Source organism: Trichocoleus sp. AS-A1 (assembly GCF_039962015.1).
Taxonomy (GTDB): Bacteria; Cyanobacteriota; Cyanobacteriia; order Cyanobacteriales; family FACHB-T130; genus FACHB-T130.
The window spans coordinates 273,243-291,600 of record NZ_JAMPKG010000002.1; the positions used below are offsets into that span (position 1 = coordinate 273,243).

The window sequence follows — 18,358 nt, forward strand, 5'->3', positions numbered from 1 at the left end:
TCGATAGATATGAAAGAAGAGCTAGATATTCTGGTTCAGGCTCAATACCCCCTCATCTACCTAGTAACTTCCGAAGAAGAGCGGGCGGAGCGAACAATTGCCAATATTGCTCAGACAAAATCCCTGGCTCGGCGCGTCTACATTTGGACTGTCACCCACGGCATAGTCGAGTACGGTCAACCCCGCCATATTACCCAGCACAACACCGTCTCCCCAGAGGCAGCGATTGAATGGGTAGTACGCCAAAGAGAGCCTGGTATCTTTATTTTTAAAGACTTACACCCTTTTATTGACTCACCGGCAACAACGCGGTGGCTGCGGGATGCGATCGCCAGCTTCAAAGGGACACAGAAAATTATCATTCTCATGTCACCCGTTCAGCAAATCCCCATTGAGCTGGAAAAGGAAGTCGTCGTTCTAGACTATCCTTTGCCAGATTTGGCAGAACTGAACCAAGTGCTATCTAGCCAGTTAGAGCAAACCCGTTCTCGCCGCACCACAACTGAAGTTCGGGAAAAACTGCTAAAAGCAACCTTGGGTCTGACGCGGGATGAAGCCGAAAAAGTTTATCGGAAAGCTTTCGTCAAAACCGGGCGTCTGACGGAAACAGAAGTCGATATTATTCTTTCTGAGAAAAAGCAGCTAATCCGCCGCAACGGCATCTTGGAATTTATCGAAGAAGATGAAACCATTGATTCGGTTGGCGGTTTAGAAGAGCTAAAGCGATGGCTGAGACAACGTTCCAATGCTTTTACAGAGAAAGCAAGGGAATACGGTCTGCCCCAACCCAAAGGGATGTTAATCCTAGGGGTACCGGGATGTGGCAAATCTCTCATTGCCAAAACCACTGCCCGCCTCTGGAGTCTGCCACTTCTGCGCCTAGATATGGGCCGAGTGTACGACGGCTCAATGGTGGGGCGCTCAGAAGCTAACTTGCGGAATGCCCTGAAAACGGCTGAATCAATTTCCCCAGCGATTCTCTTTATTGATGAACTGGATAAAGCATTTGCCGGTACTTCTGGGTCTGCTGACTCAGACGGGGGTACTTCCAGCCGCATCTTTGGTTCTTTCCTTACCTGGTTACAAGAAAAAACGTCTCCGGTGTTCGTGATGGCAACTGCCAACCGGGTTGAACGTCTACCGGGTGAGTTTCTCCGCAAAGGACGCTTCGACGAGATTTTCTTTGTAGACTTGCCGACTGCGGAAGAACGCAAAGAGATTTTCAATATTCACCTTAGCAAGCGGAAGCGAGACATTTCTCGTTTTGACCTCGACCAGCTGGCTAAGGTATCCGATGGATTTTCCGGGGCAGAAATTGAGCAGGGATTGGTCGCGGCAATGTACGAAGCTTTTGCCCAAGACCGAGAATTTACCCAGCTTGATATCATCGCGGCAATAAAAGCTACTCTGCCGCTTTCCCGAACCATGAACGAGCAGGTAACGGCCCTGAGGGACTGGGCCAGACAGCGAGCGCGACCTGCTGCGTCCTCCGTCGCCGAGTATCAGCGACTGGAGTTCTAAAAGCTTTCTCCTGCTCCCAACAGGAGGAAAGGCTAGCAGTTTGCTAGCAGTTTGACAAAAAAAGCCGCCCAGTAATGTGTCCAGGCGGCAGACTCACATCCACAAGTTGTCGTTTCTCTTAACTCTCTACTGGAGGAAATCCAAATGTCTCACTTTAGCACTCTGCGTACCAAAATCACCGATGCCGAAATCCTGAAAGCTTCTCTCCGCGACCTGGGTATCAGTGTTAAGACCGAAGCAGATGTTCGGGGTTATAACGGTCAGCGGGTTCGTTCTGACATCGTTGCAGTTCTGGAAGGCGAGTATGACCTCGGTTGGTCTCGCAACAGCGACGGTTCTTTCGATCTGATTGCTGACCTGTGGGGCGTCGCCAAGAAGCACAACCAAACCGAACTGATTAACTCGATTAATCAGAAGTATGCCGTGAACAAGACCTTGGCTGAAGTCAAGCAACGCGGTCTGCAAAATGCCAACGTTAAGTTGGTTGTGCAAAAGTAATTTGTGTGCGCGTTCCCAAGCTATCGGGTTAATCAACTTTAGGTTAGCCCGTTTTTCCTATCACCCAGCTCTAACTAGAGCTGGGTAATTTTTTTATGGGAGTAATGACAGAATAGCGGAGCGATGCGATCGCGCCTCAGCAGTACAATGACCGATAACCCAGGCAAACATCATCGTCGCTCCATTCGTCTCAAGGGATATGATTATGGGCAAGCTGGTGTAAAAGGCGATGTTTGTTAGGAGAAATTGTCGATGGAGTAATACATCCAAATCTCCTATTCGGAGGATTTCGGCATAGAGTATCATGCTTGCTGTTCTTCCAAACAGAGCCAAACGATCGCATTCCATCACGAATCAAATTGCGATCGCATCCATAAAAAAAGGGTGAGCATTTGCCCACCCTTTTAACTCTAAGCTAAAGCAACAGCAGGTTCAGGCCAACGACCTACAGCTTTACCAATTACAGACATCTCTAGCATCAGGCGGTCAAAACGCTCTGGTGTCAAAGATTGAGGACCGTCAGAAAGAGCTTTCTTCGGATTGGGGTGAACTTCAATCATTAGCGAGTCAGCACCAGCAGCGATAGATGCCATCGCCATCGCAGGTACATACTCAGACTTACCAGTACCGTGACTGGGGTCAATCATAATCGGTAGGTGAGTCAAAGTTCTCAGCACTGGAATTGCCGATAAATCCAGCGTATTCCGCGCATATTGACGGTCAAAGGTGCGGATACCGCGTTCGCACAAAATCACGTTCGGGTTGCCAGCAGCCATAATATATTCCGCCGCCATCAACCAATCTTCAATCGTCGCCGCCATTCCCCGCTTCAGCAACACAGGCTTTTCCTGCGCTCCTACTTTCTTCAACAGGGAGAAATTTTGCATATTTCTGGCACCAATTTGGATCACGTCGGCAAATTCTGCCACGACATCCAATTCAGGGCTATCCATCAATTCCGTAATAATGCCCAAGCCTGTCGCTTCCCGCGCCGCCGCTAGCAAATTCAAGGCACTTTCACCGTGTCCTTGGAATGCATAGGGCGAAGTCCGAGGCTTATAGGCACCGCCGCGCAAAAACTGCGCTCCCGCCGCCTTAACTCGACGTGCGGTTTCAATAATCATTTCTTCGTTTTCGACCGAACAAGGGCCAGCCACCACCACTAAAGGATGATGTTCGCCAAAAGTGACATTACCGTTAGGCGTTGATACCACAACGTCACTAGCTTCACCGTGACGATAATCGCGGCTTGCCCGTTTAAAGGGCTGCTCAACTCGCAGAACCTGTTCAACCCAAGGGCTAATTTCTTGCATCTGGAGGGGATCTAAGTCAGCCGTCTCACCAACCAGACCTAATACCACCTTATGCTTCCCAACAATTTTTTCTGGTGTCAGTCCCCAAGTACCGAGTTCGGCGCTAACGCGCTCAATCTCGACCTCTGGAGTGCCAGCTTTCATGACTACAATCATTTTTCCAAATCCATAATTCGGTTGCTTATCTGCCGAATAATCTCCTTTTTCAAAAATCACCAGAGATAATACTTCTCTAGCTTTGCCTAGATAGACCGCCGAGTTTATCTCTCTAGCAAAAAATGAAAATAGCCTGGGGTTCAAACCCCAGGAAAGAGCGAGACCGATGGCAATCGTTCTCTCAAGAACTTATAAGTAAAACTCACCTTTGGACTGCTGGTATTTGCGCGGGATTTATGAATCCTTTTGCCCAGCAGAGCGCCATGCTGCTGTCATCCGTCCCCAATTCGTGGTGAACTCGTTCCAGCCGATTTTACTACCCGGTCTCTCTTCATCCCAGGAGGCTGAGAGAACCCCGTAACTTAATCCCAGAACGCCCAACCCAAAGAAGCCCATACTCACAAGTACAACTGCGGCGTTGGGCAACTTGAACCAGTGCTGGCTAACCACGACATAACTGACAATAAAAGTCAAAATGCCTAAAGCGCTAGGAATCCCGCAAAAAAGAGCCATCCGGCGAGCCATGCGTTTGCTCACCACCTCTGGGACTGCCGAAGATTCGAGCTTTCTTGGAGAAGGCGCTTGACCTTCCGCTTTGGCAGTGCTTGGGGCTGTTGGTTGGTTTTTCGCTGGTTTTTTGCGATTCTTCTTAGCGGGTTCAAACGGTAAGCGATTCCGTTGGGATTCTTCTGAAGACATAAGTTTATCGGCGGTTTAACCGCGAATACCCAGGCGACCAATCAAGGCTTGATAGCGGGGTCTATCTTCCTTTTGCAGGTAGGACAGGAGGCGCTTTCTGGTACCAATCATTGTCAACAAACCTCGCCGGGAAGCATGATCCTTCTTGTTGGCTTTGAGGTGAGTGCTGAGACGATTGATGCGTTCTGTCAGCATCGCAATTTGGAGATCCGTCGAGCCAGTATCAGTTTCGTGAACCTGATACTCCGTCATAATTTCGTGTTTACGCTGTTGCGGCAGAGTCATGGATAAAGTCTATTTTTAGAATGCAGCAATCTCTCATATTATCATCTGATTTGGAAATCGGTGATGGAGAATCGGGAATTGCGAATCAATTGGGAATTTCCGATGTCTCTGCCTGTGTCTGTATCTGTGCGCCAGACGCGATATAGGTTGTTTCTACAAGTTGCTTTGCGACTTTGTTTGCGGCTCGACGTTCATCTAACCAGCGTTGCAAAATCAAAGCTGCCGCCTTGCGGTCAATTAGAGGTTTATTTTGGGAGAGCGATCGCCTTTCTGTTTTCAGCAGTTCCTCTGCCTCATAAGACGTGAGCCGCTCATCCATATATTCCAGCGGTAACTGGAGAGCCGCTGCCACTCTTGTCGCAAATTTCTGCACCTGCTGCGCCTGAAATCCTAGGGTTCCATCCATCGCATAGGGTAAGCCGATGACCAGAACTTGCACTTGTCGCTCCTCAACCAGGCGTCGCAGTTGCTCCATATCCCGCTCAAAGGAAGTGCGTTCGATCGTAGCGATTCCGGTGGCAATCAATCCAGTGCCATCGCAACCAGCTACCCCAACCCGCTTTTTACCGACATCCAAACCCAGTGCCGAGATTCTCTCCATTCTCTTCTCCCCGCTCTGTGCGGCTAGCTTTCGTGGCATCAAGGGATTGGGAATTTAGCACGATTCCCCCTTTTGGAGGCAACACCACAGAGGACGATAAATCCTTCTGCGGTTCTACCTGCGGCTTCTTATGCTTTGACTTCAGCCAAGACATCCGCCCCGGTACTGCTTTGCGAGCGGGTTGGAGACCCTGAAGCATTTCCGCCAACTGTAGCCCTTCTAGGGAAATGGGCTTTGCCTCCCGTAGCTTGTGCCACACAGAACGAGACATCAGGAGCGAGTGGGAAATTCGTTCTGCCCCCAATTGTTCCAAATATTCTTCTCGTTCTGGCTGATAGTCGGCTGAAGCCAGTTGTAAGGACTGGGAAGGGTAATCCTTAGCCATCCGAGCCATTTGGGAAAGTAGCTCCGGGTATAACCAAGTGTAGGCTGGGTGTACGGTCAACTCAGCGACATGGGGTTGGGAGCCATCGCGGGACAGAAAAATTTGAAAATAGCCAATTGCTGCCTTGCGCTGCGGTTCAAATACGTAACCACTAACGCTAACCGTCTTGCCAATCCATTGCTTCAAGCTGGTGAGAAACCCGCCAGCGAAGCTAGTTTTGAAGTCATGGATGTGACGGTCATAAACTTGGCGTAGCAGCGGTGGCATTGACACCGTATCGAGTTGATAGAGTAACTGGGCATCAGCATTGCTGACTGGGAGAAGATTGGGTAAATCCGGTTCGCGCTCTTGCAGTGACGAAAGCAGCTCTGGAGCGATCGCCCAATAAGTCAGCTGAGCCAAAGGTTGAAACCCATTCTGGCGGTAAAGAGCCAGTGTTGCTTTGTTGTTAACATTGACTTCCAACACCCAGGTACGCGCTTCCAAGATTGACTCAAAGCAATAACGTAAAAGCTGCGAGCCAACTTCCGCCGGTACCCCTGTCTCCAAAACTACCTGCTCAACCCGCCAAGTGCTGCGCGTGCGGTTGAACGGTGAAACCTGGATCGTACCGCGAACTTGGTTATCCTGCTCCGCGACATAAACGCAAAAAGTGTGCTGACAAGGATTGGGAAACCAGCTCAAGAACTTCAGCGGGCCAAACCAGGGTCGAATTTGATGAACTTTTCTACCCAGATTGTCCGTTGAGTAAATTTGGTCTCCTGCGTCAAAATCTTCTGCGGCTAGCCGTTCCAGCGCATCTAGATCGCGGTATTGAACGGGACGGATCGCAATTTTGGTTTCTTTAGGCAGAAATGAAGTCATGTTAAGTACATGCGCCATGAAGCCGATAGGGTCGAGCGAGCTGCTCTTGGAGAGCAAGCCCAGCTTAAAAACGCAACCAATAGGTTTTTAGTGAAAAAGCCTTTTAAGTGTTGCTGCCAATATCTTAACTGCTTTCCCCTACTGACCGCCGACCAGGAAGAGCCAAAAGCCGACTGGCGAAGAATTTATTTGATTGTCGTTTTTTTCTTTCTAAGTCCTTCTCTGGAAGTCTGGAGTCCAGCAGCAGCCTTGAACTTCGGAATATTCCAAAGGTTGATCGAGGTCGCTGTGCTAACGGGTGAATTGGACTTCTGACACGAGATTGGGAGACTTCCAACTAAATTTGGACTCTTAAGCCACGACTAACGACGACAGCCGCACAAGCATGGGGTTATTTGACAAACATTTGTAAACTACTATTAAGAACATACAGAAGTAAGAATTCTGCAATGAAGCAACTTGTCACTGTCGAGCGTTTCTGCCTGATTGGTCATATTGTAACGATGGTTTTTGGACTGGCGGGGCTGGTGCTGGTCGTACCCCATCCTGAAATAATTATGAGTTTAGGGGAGACTGGGCAGACTGCATTCCAGTGGAGTATGACTTGGGGTGGCGTGGTGAATATCGTCTTGGGAACGGTCGCCGTTGCCATTTATGCCTATAGAAAGTTAGGACTGTGGCACTGGCTGACTTTCATGTTGCCTGCGGTGTGCCTGTCCTTGGGAAGCGAATTACTGGGAACCAGTACAGGCTTTCCATTTGGTGACTACAGCTACCTGAACGGCTTGGGGTATAAGATTGGTGGACTGGTACCTTTTACCATTCCCTTGTCCTGGTTTTATATGGGATTGGTTTCTTATTTAATTGCCTGCGCGGGTCTAAAAACTCGGCAACATCCGAGCTTGGTTCGCTATGTGGGCGCGATCGCTGTAGCTGCTATGATGTTCACCTCTTGGGACTTTGCGCTGGAGCCAGCGATGAGTCAAACAATGGTACCTTTTTGGTATTGGGAACAGCCAGGAGCCTTCTTTGGCACACCTTACGGAAACTATGCCGGTTGGTTTGGCACTAGCTCGCTCTTTATCGGTGTGGGAGCAATATTGTGGAGAAAGACGCCAATTTTATTGGATCGTTCTGGGCTAGGTTTCCCGCTCACCATCTATCTAAGTAACTTTGGTTATGCAGCCGGATTGAGCTTGGCAGCTGGGTATTGGATACCCGTCTCGTTGGGCGTTCTGGTCGGTGTCATTCCAACTTTGACCCTCTGGCAAATGGCACAACCCGCAGAGATTCGCGAATCCACAACGGAAACTCCTGCGAGTTTGAAGCCAGAAATTCCAGTGACTCAAGTCAAAGTGGCGGTGAAGTGAACGTCGATTGGTTAACACTCCAGAGCGCACTATCGCTGCTGCTGCTACTCGTTCAGGCACCAGCAGTAGCGATCCTGCTCTCGCGTCTATTGAAAGGGCCGTCTCGGCGATCGCCTATCCAACCCCACACTGCCACGCCCGAACTCTTGGGCGCTGTCAGTGTTGTGGTTCCGACTTTAAATGAAGCGGAGCGAATTGGCCCAGCACTAGCTGGGCTAACCCGCCAAAGCTACGAAGTCCGGGAGATTATCGTTGTTGATAGTCGCTCCCAGGATGGAACTCCAGAGTTAGTTAAAGCGGCACAGCAGCAAGATCCCCGGTTTCGCTTAATGACGGACGATCCTTTACCGCCTAGCTGGGTGGGGCGTCCTTGGGCTTTACATACCGGATTTTTGCACAGCTGCGAGCAGAGCGAGTGGATTTTGGGAATGGACGCCGATACTCAGGCAATTCCCGGTTTAGTTGCCGGGTTGCTCAGGACAGCGAAAGAAGAGGGTTATGACCTAATCTCCCTGTCGCCGCAATTTATCTTGAAATATCCAGGCGAGTGGTGGCTGCAACCAGCACTCTTGATGACCCTACTTTACCGATTCGATCCGGCAGGTACAAATACTCAAGATCCGGAGCGGGTGATGGCGAACGGTCAGTGTTTCCTGTGCCGTCGCTCTGTTTTGGAGGCTGTAGGGGGTTATACCAGTGCCCGGAGTTCTTTTTGCGACGATGTGACCCTTGCCCGCAATATTGCCTCCCGTGGGTTCAAGGTGGGCTTTCTGGATGGAGCCAAGGTTTTGAAGGTGCGGATGTATGAGGGGGCAGCCGAAACTTGGAAAGAGTGGGGGCGATCGCTTGACCTAAAAGACGCTGCTTCCAGGGGTCAGATATGGGGGGACTTGTGGCTGCTATTCGCCGTTCAGGGTTTACCTCTACCCGCGTCCTTGGTTTTACTCAGCTGGCTGGTGATGGGAACTTCGACACTTCCGGTGGTGGCTGCTGTCGGGTTAAATTTATTTCTGCTATTGATTCGGTTTGCATTGCTACTCGCGATCGCGCCGTCTTATGAAAGCAAAGTACAATCCCCCAGCTTCAAGGGATCGGAAACAGGCAAACGGGAAAGGAACTTTGACTTTTTACTTTTACCTGTTTACTTTTATCTTTCCCCTCTGGCAGATCCTTTAGCTGTGCTGCGAATTTTTCTGTCTGCTATCCGTACTCCTAAGCAATGGCGCGGTCGGAGTTATGGATAGTTTTGAGTTTTCAAGCAAAGGGGGAATGAGAGCGATGAATCTTGGATTTTGAGTCATCAGAGATTTCTTTAAATTCAAAAATCAAAACTTTTTCCCAATTCCCCAAAACTAAAACTCATTTAAGAATCGAAATTACTGTTAACCGCATCCACCCGTTCTAGCTGCCAGAGAATTTGATTGCCTTCGCGGCGAACCCGCGACACAATCCAGTTACGCCATCCCCAGTGGTCTCCGCGACTGGTGACAGCGCTGGCATTGACATCCATCAAGTCAGCTAATTCAGAGCTAGTAATTAGGTAGCCTTTAGCAGCAATTTCGTCAGCCACGTGGAGAGTTTCTATCAGATTACGCAGCTGGGCGACTCTCACCTCACGGGGCAGATTGTCCTGAGAATCAAGAGCAGATGGAGTAGTAGAATCTACCATGACTAGGCCGAGGTTAGGAGGGTCAGAAGATAAGTCACTCGATTGTATCGTTTTGTTATCAATAGAATTAGTGGCGGGTGAAACAATTGCCTCTTCTGCTATGGGTTGTTGCAGCGAAGGAGTCTTCCCCGTCGCAAAAGCCCGAGCGATCGCATCGCATCGCTCATTCCCCTCATTTCCTGCGTGACCCCGGACATACCGCCACTCGATCCGGGGAAGATTGAGTTCATCGAGTATTTCCCAGAGGTCTTGGTTGAGGACGGGTTTCCCTTCTGCTGTCTTCCAACCCTTTTTTTTCCAACCTTTCACCCATTTGGTAACACCGTTTTTCAGGTATTCACTATCGGTGTAGAGGGTGATGGGTTCTTGTTGTCCGAGGCCGTTCACGAGTTTCAATGCGCCGATTGCGGCTTGCATTTCCATCCGATTATTAGTGGTTGCCGGATCGGCGTCGCCCATTTCATAGACCGAACCATCGGTGAAATAGACAACAACACCCCAGCCTCCAGGACCTGGGTTGCCGACGCAGGCACCATCGGTATAGATACTTTGGATTGTCCGAGTCAAGGGCATGAAAGTGGTTTTGCGAGGTTGAATGGTTATTGTACAAAAAACGGGCAGCTCCAAGCGAGGGAAAGCTGCCCTGCCAGATTATTCAGAGGGTTGTCCTAAAGATTGCTGGAGTTGCAGAAGGTCTTGCAAAATCTCTTGATGCAACTCTGGAAAATCGGCTTCGGGGAGGCTTGATAGCACCTGTTCGTACTCGATTATGGCTTTTTGGCGCAACGGATTGGGTTCTGGATTCACTTGCGATCGCTCATAGTAAGCATTGCCGATTGCTTGATGCAATCTGCCCCAACCTTCTGGGTTATTGTCTTGAGAAACGTACTTCAACCCTTCCTCATAGCTTGCCAATTGCCCTTCATCGCCGCGCTGGTTCAAGGCTGGATTATTTTGAGCGACCTTACTTAAGGAACTCAGTAAGGGGTCCAAACTCGCTGAAAGAAGCGCCGACTTGCCGCGACCGATCCAGGAGTCCCAGTCATCCAGTTTGAGTTGCAAAGCTTGGTCGTAGCTGGCGATCGCTTCCTCATATCGAGCTAAGCGGTGTAAGGTCTCGCCTCTTACCATCCAGACTTCTGAATAGTTGGGTTGGAGTTGCAGAACCCGGTCAAAACTAGCCAGCGCTTCCTCATAGCGGTTCAAGTTTTCCAGCGCTAATCCCCGATTGTAGAAGGCTTCTGGGTCGTTTGCTTTAATTTCTACTGCCTTATCAAAGCTAGCGATCGCTTCTTCTAAACGGTCTAAGTCTTGGAAAGTATTGCCTTGGTTGTTCCAAGCTTCGTAAAAGTCGGGTTTAATTTCTATCGCCTTGTTAAAGCTAGCGAGCGCATTTTGCAACTGTCCTAAATTTTTCTGCATCACGCCTCGGTTGTTCCAGGCAATATAGTTATCCGGGCTAATCGCTAAGCAACGATCGTAGCAAGCGATCGCATCTGACAATTCTCCTGCACTGGCTTGCTGATTGCCTTGATTAAACCAAGCTTCGGCTTCCTCTGCACTCGATGGATTTTCTGCTTCCTCGGCGCTGGATGGATTTGCCGCATTGAATTGATTCATCAATGCTTGCACAATCACTTGCGGATCGGTCGTCTCAATTTGCAGTTGCTCGGAAATTTGCTGAAGTAAACCGCTATCCTGCTGCAACATCACCAACAACTCATCTAGGGTGACTGTTTTGAGTTCGCCTTCCTCTCCTTCCTCACTAACCGCAGGGACTTCCTCCTCCGGCGCGTCGAACTCCTCGTATTCAAAGACAGAAGAGACGGGTGGGGGGGTTACTGCTCGTGCTGGAGCATTTCTCGTCAGCAGTTGCATCCCAATGTCATAAGAAACTTCCCCAATTTCTCCACAGCCCACCTGTCCGAGCTGTACCATTCGTGCCGCTAACTCATTATTAGGGGCAGGTGAAGCCAATAATCTTTCCCCAAAGCGGTTCAGCCACCCCACCCAGAGGGATGATTGACCGCGATCGCCTAGAGACTCAAAAAACCGTAAAACCCGGTCTTGCTGCCAGCCATGCGCGACACCTTCGAGCAGTTGGCTGTACAAAAATTCATAATCTGTATCCGTCAGGGGTTTAGGGGGTTCCGAGCGAACCGAGGCGGGTGTTGGGTTTCGCCTGCCGCCCGTTCCAAATAAACGCTGAAACCACCTTACCAGCGATCGCCATAGTTGCTTGAGCATTTGCTAGAGTCCCCCCGCCCTTACTTTCTCAGATTTTATCTAACGGGCTTGAACAGTTTACTGGCTATTATGAGCTTTTGATCGGTTAACCGTAATGTTTGCTTTCCAGAAAACCACACCAAGTCTCTGAAGACAACCAGAAGGCGATCGCATCCGGTTCGACTAGAGCAACACGTTACACTTTTATCGACACCTCTGTCGCTTGTCTAGCCTGACGAATCCCTGCCGTGACCTACCAACCCCTACATCACAAGTATCGCCCTCAGACGTTCGCGGATTTGGTGGGACAAGAAGCGATCGCCCACACACTCCGCAACGCCATCCGCACCGAACGGATTGCCCCCGCCTATTTATTCACGGGTTCTAGAGGAACGGGCAAAACCTCCAGCGCCCGGATTCTGGCAAAGTCGCTGAACTGTCTTCAGAATAGTCAGCCGACAGAACAACCTTGTGGTGTTTGTCCTGTTTGCCAAGGAATCGCCAAAGGTTCAGCGCTGGATGTAATTGAAATCGACGCCGCTAGCAACACCGGCGTGGACAATATCCGGGAGATCATCGAACGCGCCCAATATGCCCCCGTTCAGTGCCGCTACAAAGTGTATGTGATTGACGAAGTTCATAGTCTCAGTTCAGCTGCGTTCAATGCCTTGCTGAAGACGCTAGAGGAGCCACCCAAGCACGTTGTCTTTGTCCTGGCGACCACCGACCCGCAGCGGGTGTTACCGACAATTATCTCTCGCTGTCAACGCTTTGATTTTCGCCGCATTCCCTTAGAGGCGATGGTGGAGCATCTGGGAAAAATTGCCCAGTTGGAAAACATCAACATTACTTCCGAGGCGATTACCTTGGTGTCTCAAGTCGCTCAGGGAGGCTTGCGGGATGCGGAAAGCCTGCTCGACCAGCTCAGCCTATTATCCGGTCAAGTGACGGTAGAGGCAGTCTGGGATTTGGTAGGAGCGGTGCCAGAACGAGATTTAATGGAGTTGTTGAAGGCGATCGCTCATTCCGATCCCGAAGCAGTTCTGGAAAAAGCTCGTCACCTCATGGACAGAGGCAGAGAACCGCTGATTGTCCTCCAAAATCTTGCCGGTTTCTACCGCGATTTACTAATCGCCAAAACTGCCCCCAAACGCCCGGATTTGGTAGCCGTGACCGCGCCCACCTGGACTCAGTTGTGCGAATTTGAGGAGCTGGACATCCCGACAATTTTGCAGGGGCAAAAGCACCTTAAGGACAGCGAAGTTCAAATTAGAAATACGACTCAGCCGCGCCTGTGGTTAGAAGTGACGCTGTTAGGCTTGTTGCCATTAGCTAATAGCGGTCAGCAGACCCAGGCAGGGAGCAGTGTGAATCTGAGTCGCCCGCGTATCGAGCCGCAAGAGGCAAGAGTCGATCGGGCGTCCACACCCAACACTCAACACTCAACCCCTGCCCAACCCGCTAAGCCAGTCATTGAACCCGCTCCCCCTAGTGTTCCGCAGATTCAGCCGGAAGCGCCACCAAAAACGCCCTCAGCGGCACCACCACCAGAACCGAGAGAATCGACCGAACCTCCTGCGCCAGTTTCTCAGCCGGGAGAGGGTACGGATCGAAGTGTCGAACTCGATCGAGTTTGGCAACAGGTAATTAATCACGTCCAGCTATTTGGGACGCAAGAATTTTTGCGTCAACGATGTCGCTTACTAAACTTTAATGGTCGGGAAGCAATCCTGAGTGTCAGTTCAACGGGTTTGTTAAAGTTAGCCCAGACAAAATTGCCAGATGTGGAAGCAGCTTTTTCAAAAACCTTTCAATCTAAGGTAAAAGTCAGCTTTCAAGTTAGCGGGGGGGCTGAGTTGAAGTTTAATCCTGCCTCAAAACCGCCAAACGCTGAAAGGTCTAATTCTTTGGGAACATTGCCCAGTAAAAATTCCGTAGGAGCGATCGCATCTGGGACACCGACTCCTCAATCACCGCCCGTACAGCCTTCTGGGGAAGGCAAGATAGGGAATGGCGTTAGTAACGATTTAGCACCCCCTTCAACCAGCCCGCCGCCGTCAAAGATGCCACCGCAGGCAAAGCATGAGGTGAAGAACGGCAGTTCTACAGCTTCACGAACTCCAGCCGTTACTGCCCAACCACCCGCACCGCCCGATTTAGAGTGGGACGATGAAGTCGCGATCGCTGCCAAACGCCTCGCGGACTTTTTTAAAGGGGAAATTGTCAAGCTGGCTGATGAGCGAGAGGAAAATCTGGAGACTTTAGATTTACCATCTCTTTCCGAGATGCCGACGCGCTTGCCACTCGCAGAGATGATTCATTCTGCCGACGAGCTACTCAATGAGTGGCAAGATGATGATGATGTAGGGTTTTAGAGTAAGAACACGGCAGTGCTGCGTCCTATTTAAAATAAGGGACACGGCAGTACCGTGTCCCTTATTTTAAAACTCAAAACTTAAAACTCAAAACTTAAAACTCAAAACTTTCCTCGCTACTGCCTTGATGCACCGTTTTAATCCATTTCAGCCGCTTCGGTCGCACGGACATCCGGGCGGTAGTAGCCGCGATGATTACCATCCAGTGCAACATATAAAGGACACCCCGTAAGGTTTGCAATAGGGTGACGAAAAAGACCGATGCAGTCAATTTCTCTTCTTTATGGGTGCGGCGCAGACCGACGAACATCCCCATCAGAAACAGAATGAACGTCATTCCGGTGATGGGGCTGAGAATCGGCAGACGATTCCGCGCGATCGCCATCAGGCAGTCGGGCACCGCAGCGGCGGGGAGAATATACTGGGTGAGCAAAAACGAGAACGCATCAATGCTTTTGAGGGTGCCCATCCGGTTTGAAACCAGGAGACGCCAGTAGTCCAGATAGCGCTGGAATCCACCTTCTGCCCATCGATTGCGCTGATGCCACAGTGCCTTAGCACTGGTGACGCCTTCCTCATATACGGGGGGAAAGATCAGAAATTCGATATCCCACCGATCCAGGTGTAAGCGGATCGTTAAATCCAAGTCGTCCGTGATGGTTTCCTCATTCCACCCACCGCAATGCTCCAAGGCAGCTCTGCGGACAAATTGACCGTTGCCTCGAAGTTCCCCGATGCCGCCAATGGCAATGCGCTGCTCCTGGAAATAGGAGTCCAGTGCCATTTCTGCCATCTGACCGCGAGTCCAGAAATTCAGCGATGGGTTCGCGATCGCTTTTCGCATCTGCACGGCTCCCACCTGTTGCCGCTCAAAACTTGGGCAAACCCGACGCAGCATATCTGGTGGCACTTGGGCGTCGGCATCAAATACCCCGACAATTTCTCCTCGCGTCAGGGACAACACTTGATTCAGCGCTCCCGATTTGCCGCCAACCCCATTCGCACTTCGGCGCAGGACTTTTAACTGGCGATATTCCTTCGCCAGATGCTCTAACACTAGGGGGGTTCGATCGGTGCTGTGGTCGTCAATCACCCAAACTTCATACCGATCTACTGGGTAGTCCTGATTACACAGCATTTTCACCAGGTTGCCAATAACAGCTTCCTCATTTTTAGCTGCCACCAGTAGGGAAACAGAAGGCCATTGGTCTTTTGTTGCTTCCGACAACGGCGCTGGGACTGGTCGGGGTCGCGCGAATACGACGCGGAACGCTTGAATCACCAACAGTCCGGTCAGTCCTAGGACTAACCACGAACCCCAAACAAACAGATTTAGGGCAATGATGCTGCCCCAAATCACCGTTAAGGCGAACGCCGCTTTGCGTCGGCGTCCTGCCAGTCCCTGAAAAAAGTCGCTCTCAAATTCTTCTGTAGAAACTTCATTGATTGCGTCTCTACATTCAGACAACAGAGAATCGAGCGGTTCAAGCTCGTTGTAAGAATCTTTTTCGGGCCAGGAATTCTCCGGCATAGGTTACTTGATTCAACCACCAATACTTATCTACACCCATAAAGAAGCTGGGGATCAGGTAACACCATACCGTACATCCTTCGCACACGGACAGCTTGCCCTGAGATTGGCGGTAGGATTCCACTTCCTCTGACTGGCGATAGAGGTCGTAAAGCTTACCGTTAATGGGAACGCCGGTTTGGGCAAAGTGATAGCAAGGTAGGAGTAGCTTGTCGTCGGGAGAAATCGCAATTACTGCATCTACCGCTTTACAGCGGGGATTTTTCGTATCATTCCCCCCAGCTTCAATGAACGCCAGTGCAGCCTTATTGTATCCGACATTCTTATATTTCTTGGCGGCGGCTTGAATTGCTGCCACCATGTCTGGGGTGGGATTCTTGTTGGAATTGTAGTGGTCGTGGGCGGTGAAAGCTGGGTTGAGCCATACCCTGACGCCTAGGCGCAGACCGAGTTCTGCGACTTCGTTAATGTGCTGATAATTTTGGGCGGTGACGGTGTGGTTGAGAACGGGTTGTTCGCCGAGTTCTTGTGCTAGAGCAACCGACTCAACCAGGGTGTCAAAAATTTTCACCCCTCGGGAATGGTCGTGGGTTTCAGCATCTGCACCATCTAGCGAGAAATTCAAGAAGTCAACTAATCCTTGAATTTCTTTGGCTTTTTTCGGGTAAAGAATTGTATTCGTCGTCATGCTGGTCCAGAATCCCTGCTTTTTAGCTTCAGCGTAAATCTGACCAACATCTGCACGTAGCAGGGGTTCGCCACCCGTAAAGTCTATATACTTCAGACCCAACCGGCGCAAGTCCTTTAAGTTGTGTTGAATCGTGGCAAAGTCAGCTTCTTGGGGTGGCTCTAATGCCCAGATGTTACAAAAATGACATCGGGCGTTGCAGCGATAAGTTAAGTAGTAATTAGCAACTAAAGGAGGCATAGATTTCTCGCGTGAATAATTCCCTAACTTTATTCAGTCAGCGTAAACTAATCGGCAACAGATAGGAAGTTTTACTCAGGAATCGGGGAAAAGGGGAAAAAAATTCGCTACAAAGGGAAAAAAGGGGAAGGAAAACGAAAATTTCTCTACTACTCTTTCCTGCTCTTTCTCCCTCCCACATAGTCCTTAATTCCTTTAATGAATGAATTTATCCTGGGGAGGACGCGGGAACCTGTATATTAAGGTACAATCACCATTAGCTCCACCGTCCAAGGCTAGAACTCTAAGCTATTGTGTTCCCAATCGGCTGTCAGAGCGCAGAAAATTAGGGACAACGCCCTACTGCCAGTCAGACGGAAATTGAGGAAGATTTAAGACAATGTCAATTGACCAACTTCAGCCTGCAAACCAAGGGGATGTCAGTGTCTACATGCCCTACTACCAGGGCAATAAGCGGAATATGTTGCCCTTGGCAATTAGCCTGTATCAAAAAGGGTCTTTAGAAGGGAATCGCAAAATAGAAGGCGGCGATAGCATTCCTTTTGTTGCCACCTGGTATGTGTCTAGGCTCCCATTGGATTTGACCCGTTGTCGGTTGCAGTTTGATGGAAATGCGGAACTGAGTTACGAAGTGATGATGGCAAATTCAGAGTTAGTCGATTTTTTAATCGACGTAATTATGAATTTCAAGCGCACTCGCACAATCGACTTTTCCCACACGTTCTATCGTAAGCTGCTACGAGCAGATGGTTGAACACTGTAGAAATGAGGAGTGAGGGTGTGCCAAAAGCGGCTAAATATTTGCTTATCGGGTCAACAGAAGCTTACAGTGGCAAGTCAGCAACGATCTTGGGGATTGCCCATCAGCTGAAAGAAAAGGGGCTGGATATCGCCTATGGGAAACCGCTGGGCACCTGTTTAAGTGAATCGCAAACAGATGCGATGGAGGAGGATGTTCGGTTACTCGCTCAAGTATTGAAGTTACCAGAAAACCGAATCAGACCGACTCTGCTGTCTCTGGATGAAGAGACGATTCAAAGACGCCTTTCTGGAGAAGACCAGACGGATTACCGTCTGTCTCTGGAGCAGTATCGACGGGTGCCTGGTGCCCCAATGGTTTTATTAGAAGGGCCAGGAACTTTGGAAGAAGGCAGCTTATTCGACTTGTCTCTGGGACAGGTTGCTGACGCTGTTGATGCGGCTGTTTTACTGGTGGCTCGTTTTCACTCGGTTCTATTGGTGGATGCGCTGTTGTCAGCCAAAAAGCGGCTGGGCGATCGCTTAACGGGTGTTTTGATAAACGATATTCCCGCAGCTAATCTGGAAGCCGCTGAGACGCTCGTACGACCTTTTCTAGAGCGGCAGGGGATTCCTGTGTTGGGAATGTTGCCAAGAAGCGAGTTGCTGCGGAGTGTCAGCGTTCGGGAACTGGTCAGCCAGTTGAAAGCAGAAGTTCTGTGCCGTCCAGATCGATTGGATTTAATGGTACAGAGCTTGACAATTGGCGCAATGAATGTAAATTCAGCGCTGAAGTATTTCCGCAAGGGAACGAACATGGCGGTGGTGACGGGAGGTGATCGCACGGATATCCAGCTAGCCGCCTTGGAAACTTCCACCCAGTGCCTGATCTTGACTGGACAATTGCCACCACAACACTTTATCCTCAGCCGCGCTGAAGATTTAGAGATCCCGATTTTGTCGGTTGACTTGGATACGCTGACGGCTGTAGGAATTATCGACCGTGCCTTTGGTCAAGTGCGGCTACACGAACCAATTAAGGTCGAGTGCATCCGCCAGATGATGGCTGAAAACTTTGATATTGAGCGGTTAATGGCGACGCTGGGTTTAGAATCGGCGGTTACGGTGCAGTAAGACAGTAGGAAGCGTTATGAATGTTGAGTTCTGAGTTAGGAATGTCTTTCTTTCAAAACTCAAAA

At 50.0% G+C, this 18,358-nt stretch carries 17 protein-coding genes; 7 read left to right on the plus strand and 10 right to left on the minus strand.

Going from position 1 to position 18,358, the window contains the following annotated elements:
- Positions 1 to 9 precede the first annotated feature (9 nt).
- Positions 10 to 1,521: an AAA family ATPase gene (locus tag NC994_RS02820; protein ID WP_190415355.1), complete on the plus strand. Its 1,512-nt coding sequence runs from the start codon at positions 10 to 12 to the stop codon at positions 1,519 to 1,521.
- Positions 1,522 to 1,665: 144 nt separating this feature from the next.
- Positions 1,666 to 2,019, plus strand: a complete 354-nt coding sequence (locus tag NC994_RS02825) for a DUF1257 domain-containing protein (protein WP_190415354.1) — start codon at positions 1,666 to 1,668, stop codon at positions 2,017 to 2,019.
- 93 nt (positions 2,020 to 2,112) lie between these two features.
- Here NC994_RS02825 and NC994_RS02830 read toward each other — a convergent pair whose 3' ends face one another.
- The 6 genes from NC994_RS02830 to NC994_RS02855 all read right to left on the minus strand — a co-directional run bounded on the left by NC994_RS02830 (position 2,113) and on the right by NC994_RS02855 (position 6,322).
- Positions 2,113 to 2,367 (minus strand): hypothetical protein, encoded by a 255-nt coding sequence (locus NC994_RS02830; RefSeq protein ID WP_190668560.1) that lies wholly within the window; start codon positions 2,365 to 2,367, stop codon positions 2,113 to 2,115.
- 62 nt (positions 2,368 to 2,429) lie between these two features.
- Entirely contained in the window at positions 2,430 to 3,488 is a 1,059-nt protein-coding gene (gene aroF, locus NC994_RS02835; RefSeq protein ID WP_190441324.1) for a 3-deoxy-7-phosphoheptulonate synthase, read from the minus strand.
- A 234-nt stretch (positions 3,489 to 3,722) separates the two neighbouring features.
- Positions 3,723 to 4,187, minus strand: a complete 465-nt coding sequence (locus NC994_RS02840) for a PAM68 family protein (protein ID WP_190441097.1) — start codon at positions 4,185 to 4,187, stop codon at positions 3,723 to 3,725.
- Between the two features lie 15 nt (positions 4,188 to 4,202).
- Positions 4,203 to 4,472, minus strand: coding sequence for a 30S ribosomal protein S15 (gene rpsO, locus NC994_RS02845; RefSeq protein WP_190415339.1), 270 nt, complete (start codon positions 4,470 to 4,472; stop codon positions 4,203 to 4,205).
- Between the two features lie 85 nt (positions 4,473 to 4,557).
- Positions 4,558 to 5,073 carry a Holliday junction resolvase RuvX gene (gene ruvX, locus NC994_RS02850; protein ID WP_242030640.1) on the minus strand — a complete coding sequence of 172 codons (516 nt, stop codon included), beginning with the start codon at positions 5,071 to 5,073 and terminating at the stop codon, positions 4,558 to 4,560.
- On the minus strand, positions 5,036 to 6,322 hold the full coding sequence (locus tag NC994_RS02855; RefSeq protein WP_190441103.1) for a GNAT family N-acetyltransferase: 1,287 nt from the start codon (positions 6,320 to 6,322) through the stop codon (positions 5,036 to 5,038). Before NC994_RS02855 ends, ruvX begins: the two co-directional genes overlap by 38 nt.
- Before the next feature lie 449 nt (positions 6,323 to 6,771).
- On the opposite strand from NC994_RS02855, the gene cruF reads away from it, so the two are divergent.
- Entirely contained in the window at positions 6,772 to 7,692 is a 921-nt protein-coding gene (gene cruF / locus NC994_RS02860) for a gamma-carotene 1'-hydroxylase CruF (RefSeq protein WP_190441106.1), read from the plus strand.
- Entirely contained in the window at positions 7,689 to 8,936 is a 1,248-nt protein-coding gene (cruG, locus tag NC994_RS02865; RefSeq protein ID WP_190441110.1) for a 2'-O-glycosyltransferase CruG, read from the plus strand. The genes cruF and cruG overlap by 4 nt, the downstream gene beginning before the upstream one ends.
- A gap of 119 nt (positions 8,937 to 9,055) precedes the next feature.
- Here cruG and rnhA read toward each other — a convergent pair whose 3' ends face one another.
- Both rnhA and NC994_RS02875 read right to left on the minus strand, forming a co-directional pair.
- Positions 9,056 to 9,934, minus strand: a complete 879-nt coding sequence (rnhA, locus tag NC994_RS02870; RefSeq protein ID WP_190441113.1) for a ribonuclease HI — start codon at positions 9,932 to 9,934, stop codon at positions 9,056 to 9,058.
- A gap of 78 nt (positions 9,935 to 10,012) precedes the next feature.
- Complete coding sequence (locus tag NC994_RS02875) at positions 10,013 to 11,608, minus strand: tetratricopeptide repeat protein (protein ID WP_190441115.1); 1,596 nt, start codon at positions 11,606 to 11,608, stop codon at positions 10,013 to 10,015.
- Between the two features lie 227 nt (positions 11,609 to 11,835).
- Between NC994_RS02875 and NC994_RS02880 the strand changes: the two genes are divergently transcribed.
- Positions 11,836 to 13,962, plus strand: coding sequence for a DNA polymerase III subunit gamma/tau (locus tag NC994_RS02880; protein ID WP_190441118.1), 2,127 nt, complete (start codon positions 11,836 to 11,838; stop codon positions 13,960 to 13,962).
- Between the two features lie 94 nt (positions 13,963 to 14,056).
- Here the strand turns inward: NC994_RS02880 and NC994_RS02885 are convergent, their stop codons facing one another.
- Entirely contained in the window at positions 14,057 to 15,493 is a 1,437-nt protein-coding gene (locus NC994_RS02885; RefSeq protein ID WP_190441121.1) for a glycosyltransferase family 2 protein, read from the minus strand.
- Positions 15,447 to 16,421, minus strand: a complete 975-nt coding sequence (locus NC994_RS02890) for a radical SAM protein (RefSeq protein ID WP_190415319.1) — start codon at positions 16,419 to 16,421, stop codon at positions 15,447 to 15,449. The genes NC994_RS02885 and NC994_RS02890 overlap by 47 nt, the downstream gene beginning before the upstream one ends.
- Positions 16,422 to 16,800: 379 nt before the next feature.
- Here NC994_RS02890 and ebsA point away from each other — a divergent pair, with 379 nt between their 5' ends.
- Together ebsA and NC994_RS02900 are read left to right on the plus strand one after the other, a co-directional pair.
- Positions 16,801 to 17,175, plus strand: coding sequence for a type IV pilus biogenesis protein EbsA (ebsA, locus tag NC994_RS02895; protein WP_190425538.1), 375 nt, complete (start codon positions 16,801 to 16,803; stop codon positions 17,173 to 17,175).
- A 26-nt stretch (positions 17,176 to 17,201) separates the two neighbouring features.
- Positions 17,202 to 18,293, plus strand: a complete 1,092-nt coding sequence (locus NC994_RS02900) for a DRTGG domain-containing protein (protein WP_190441326.1) — start codon at positions 17,202 to 17,204, stop codon at positions 18,291 to 18,293.
- Positions 18,294 to 18,358: the final 65 nt, after the last annotated feature.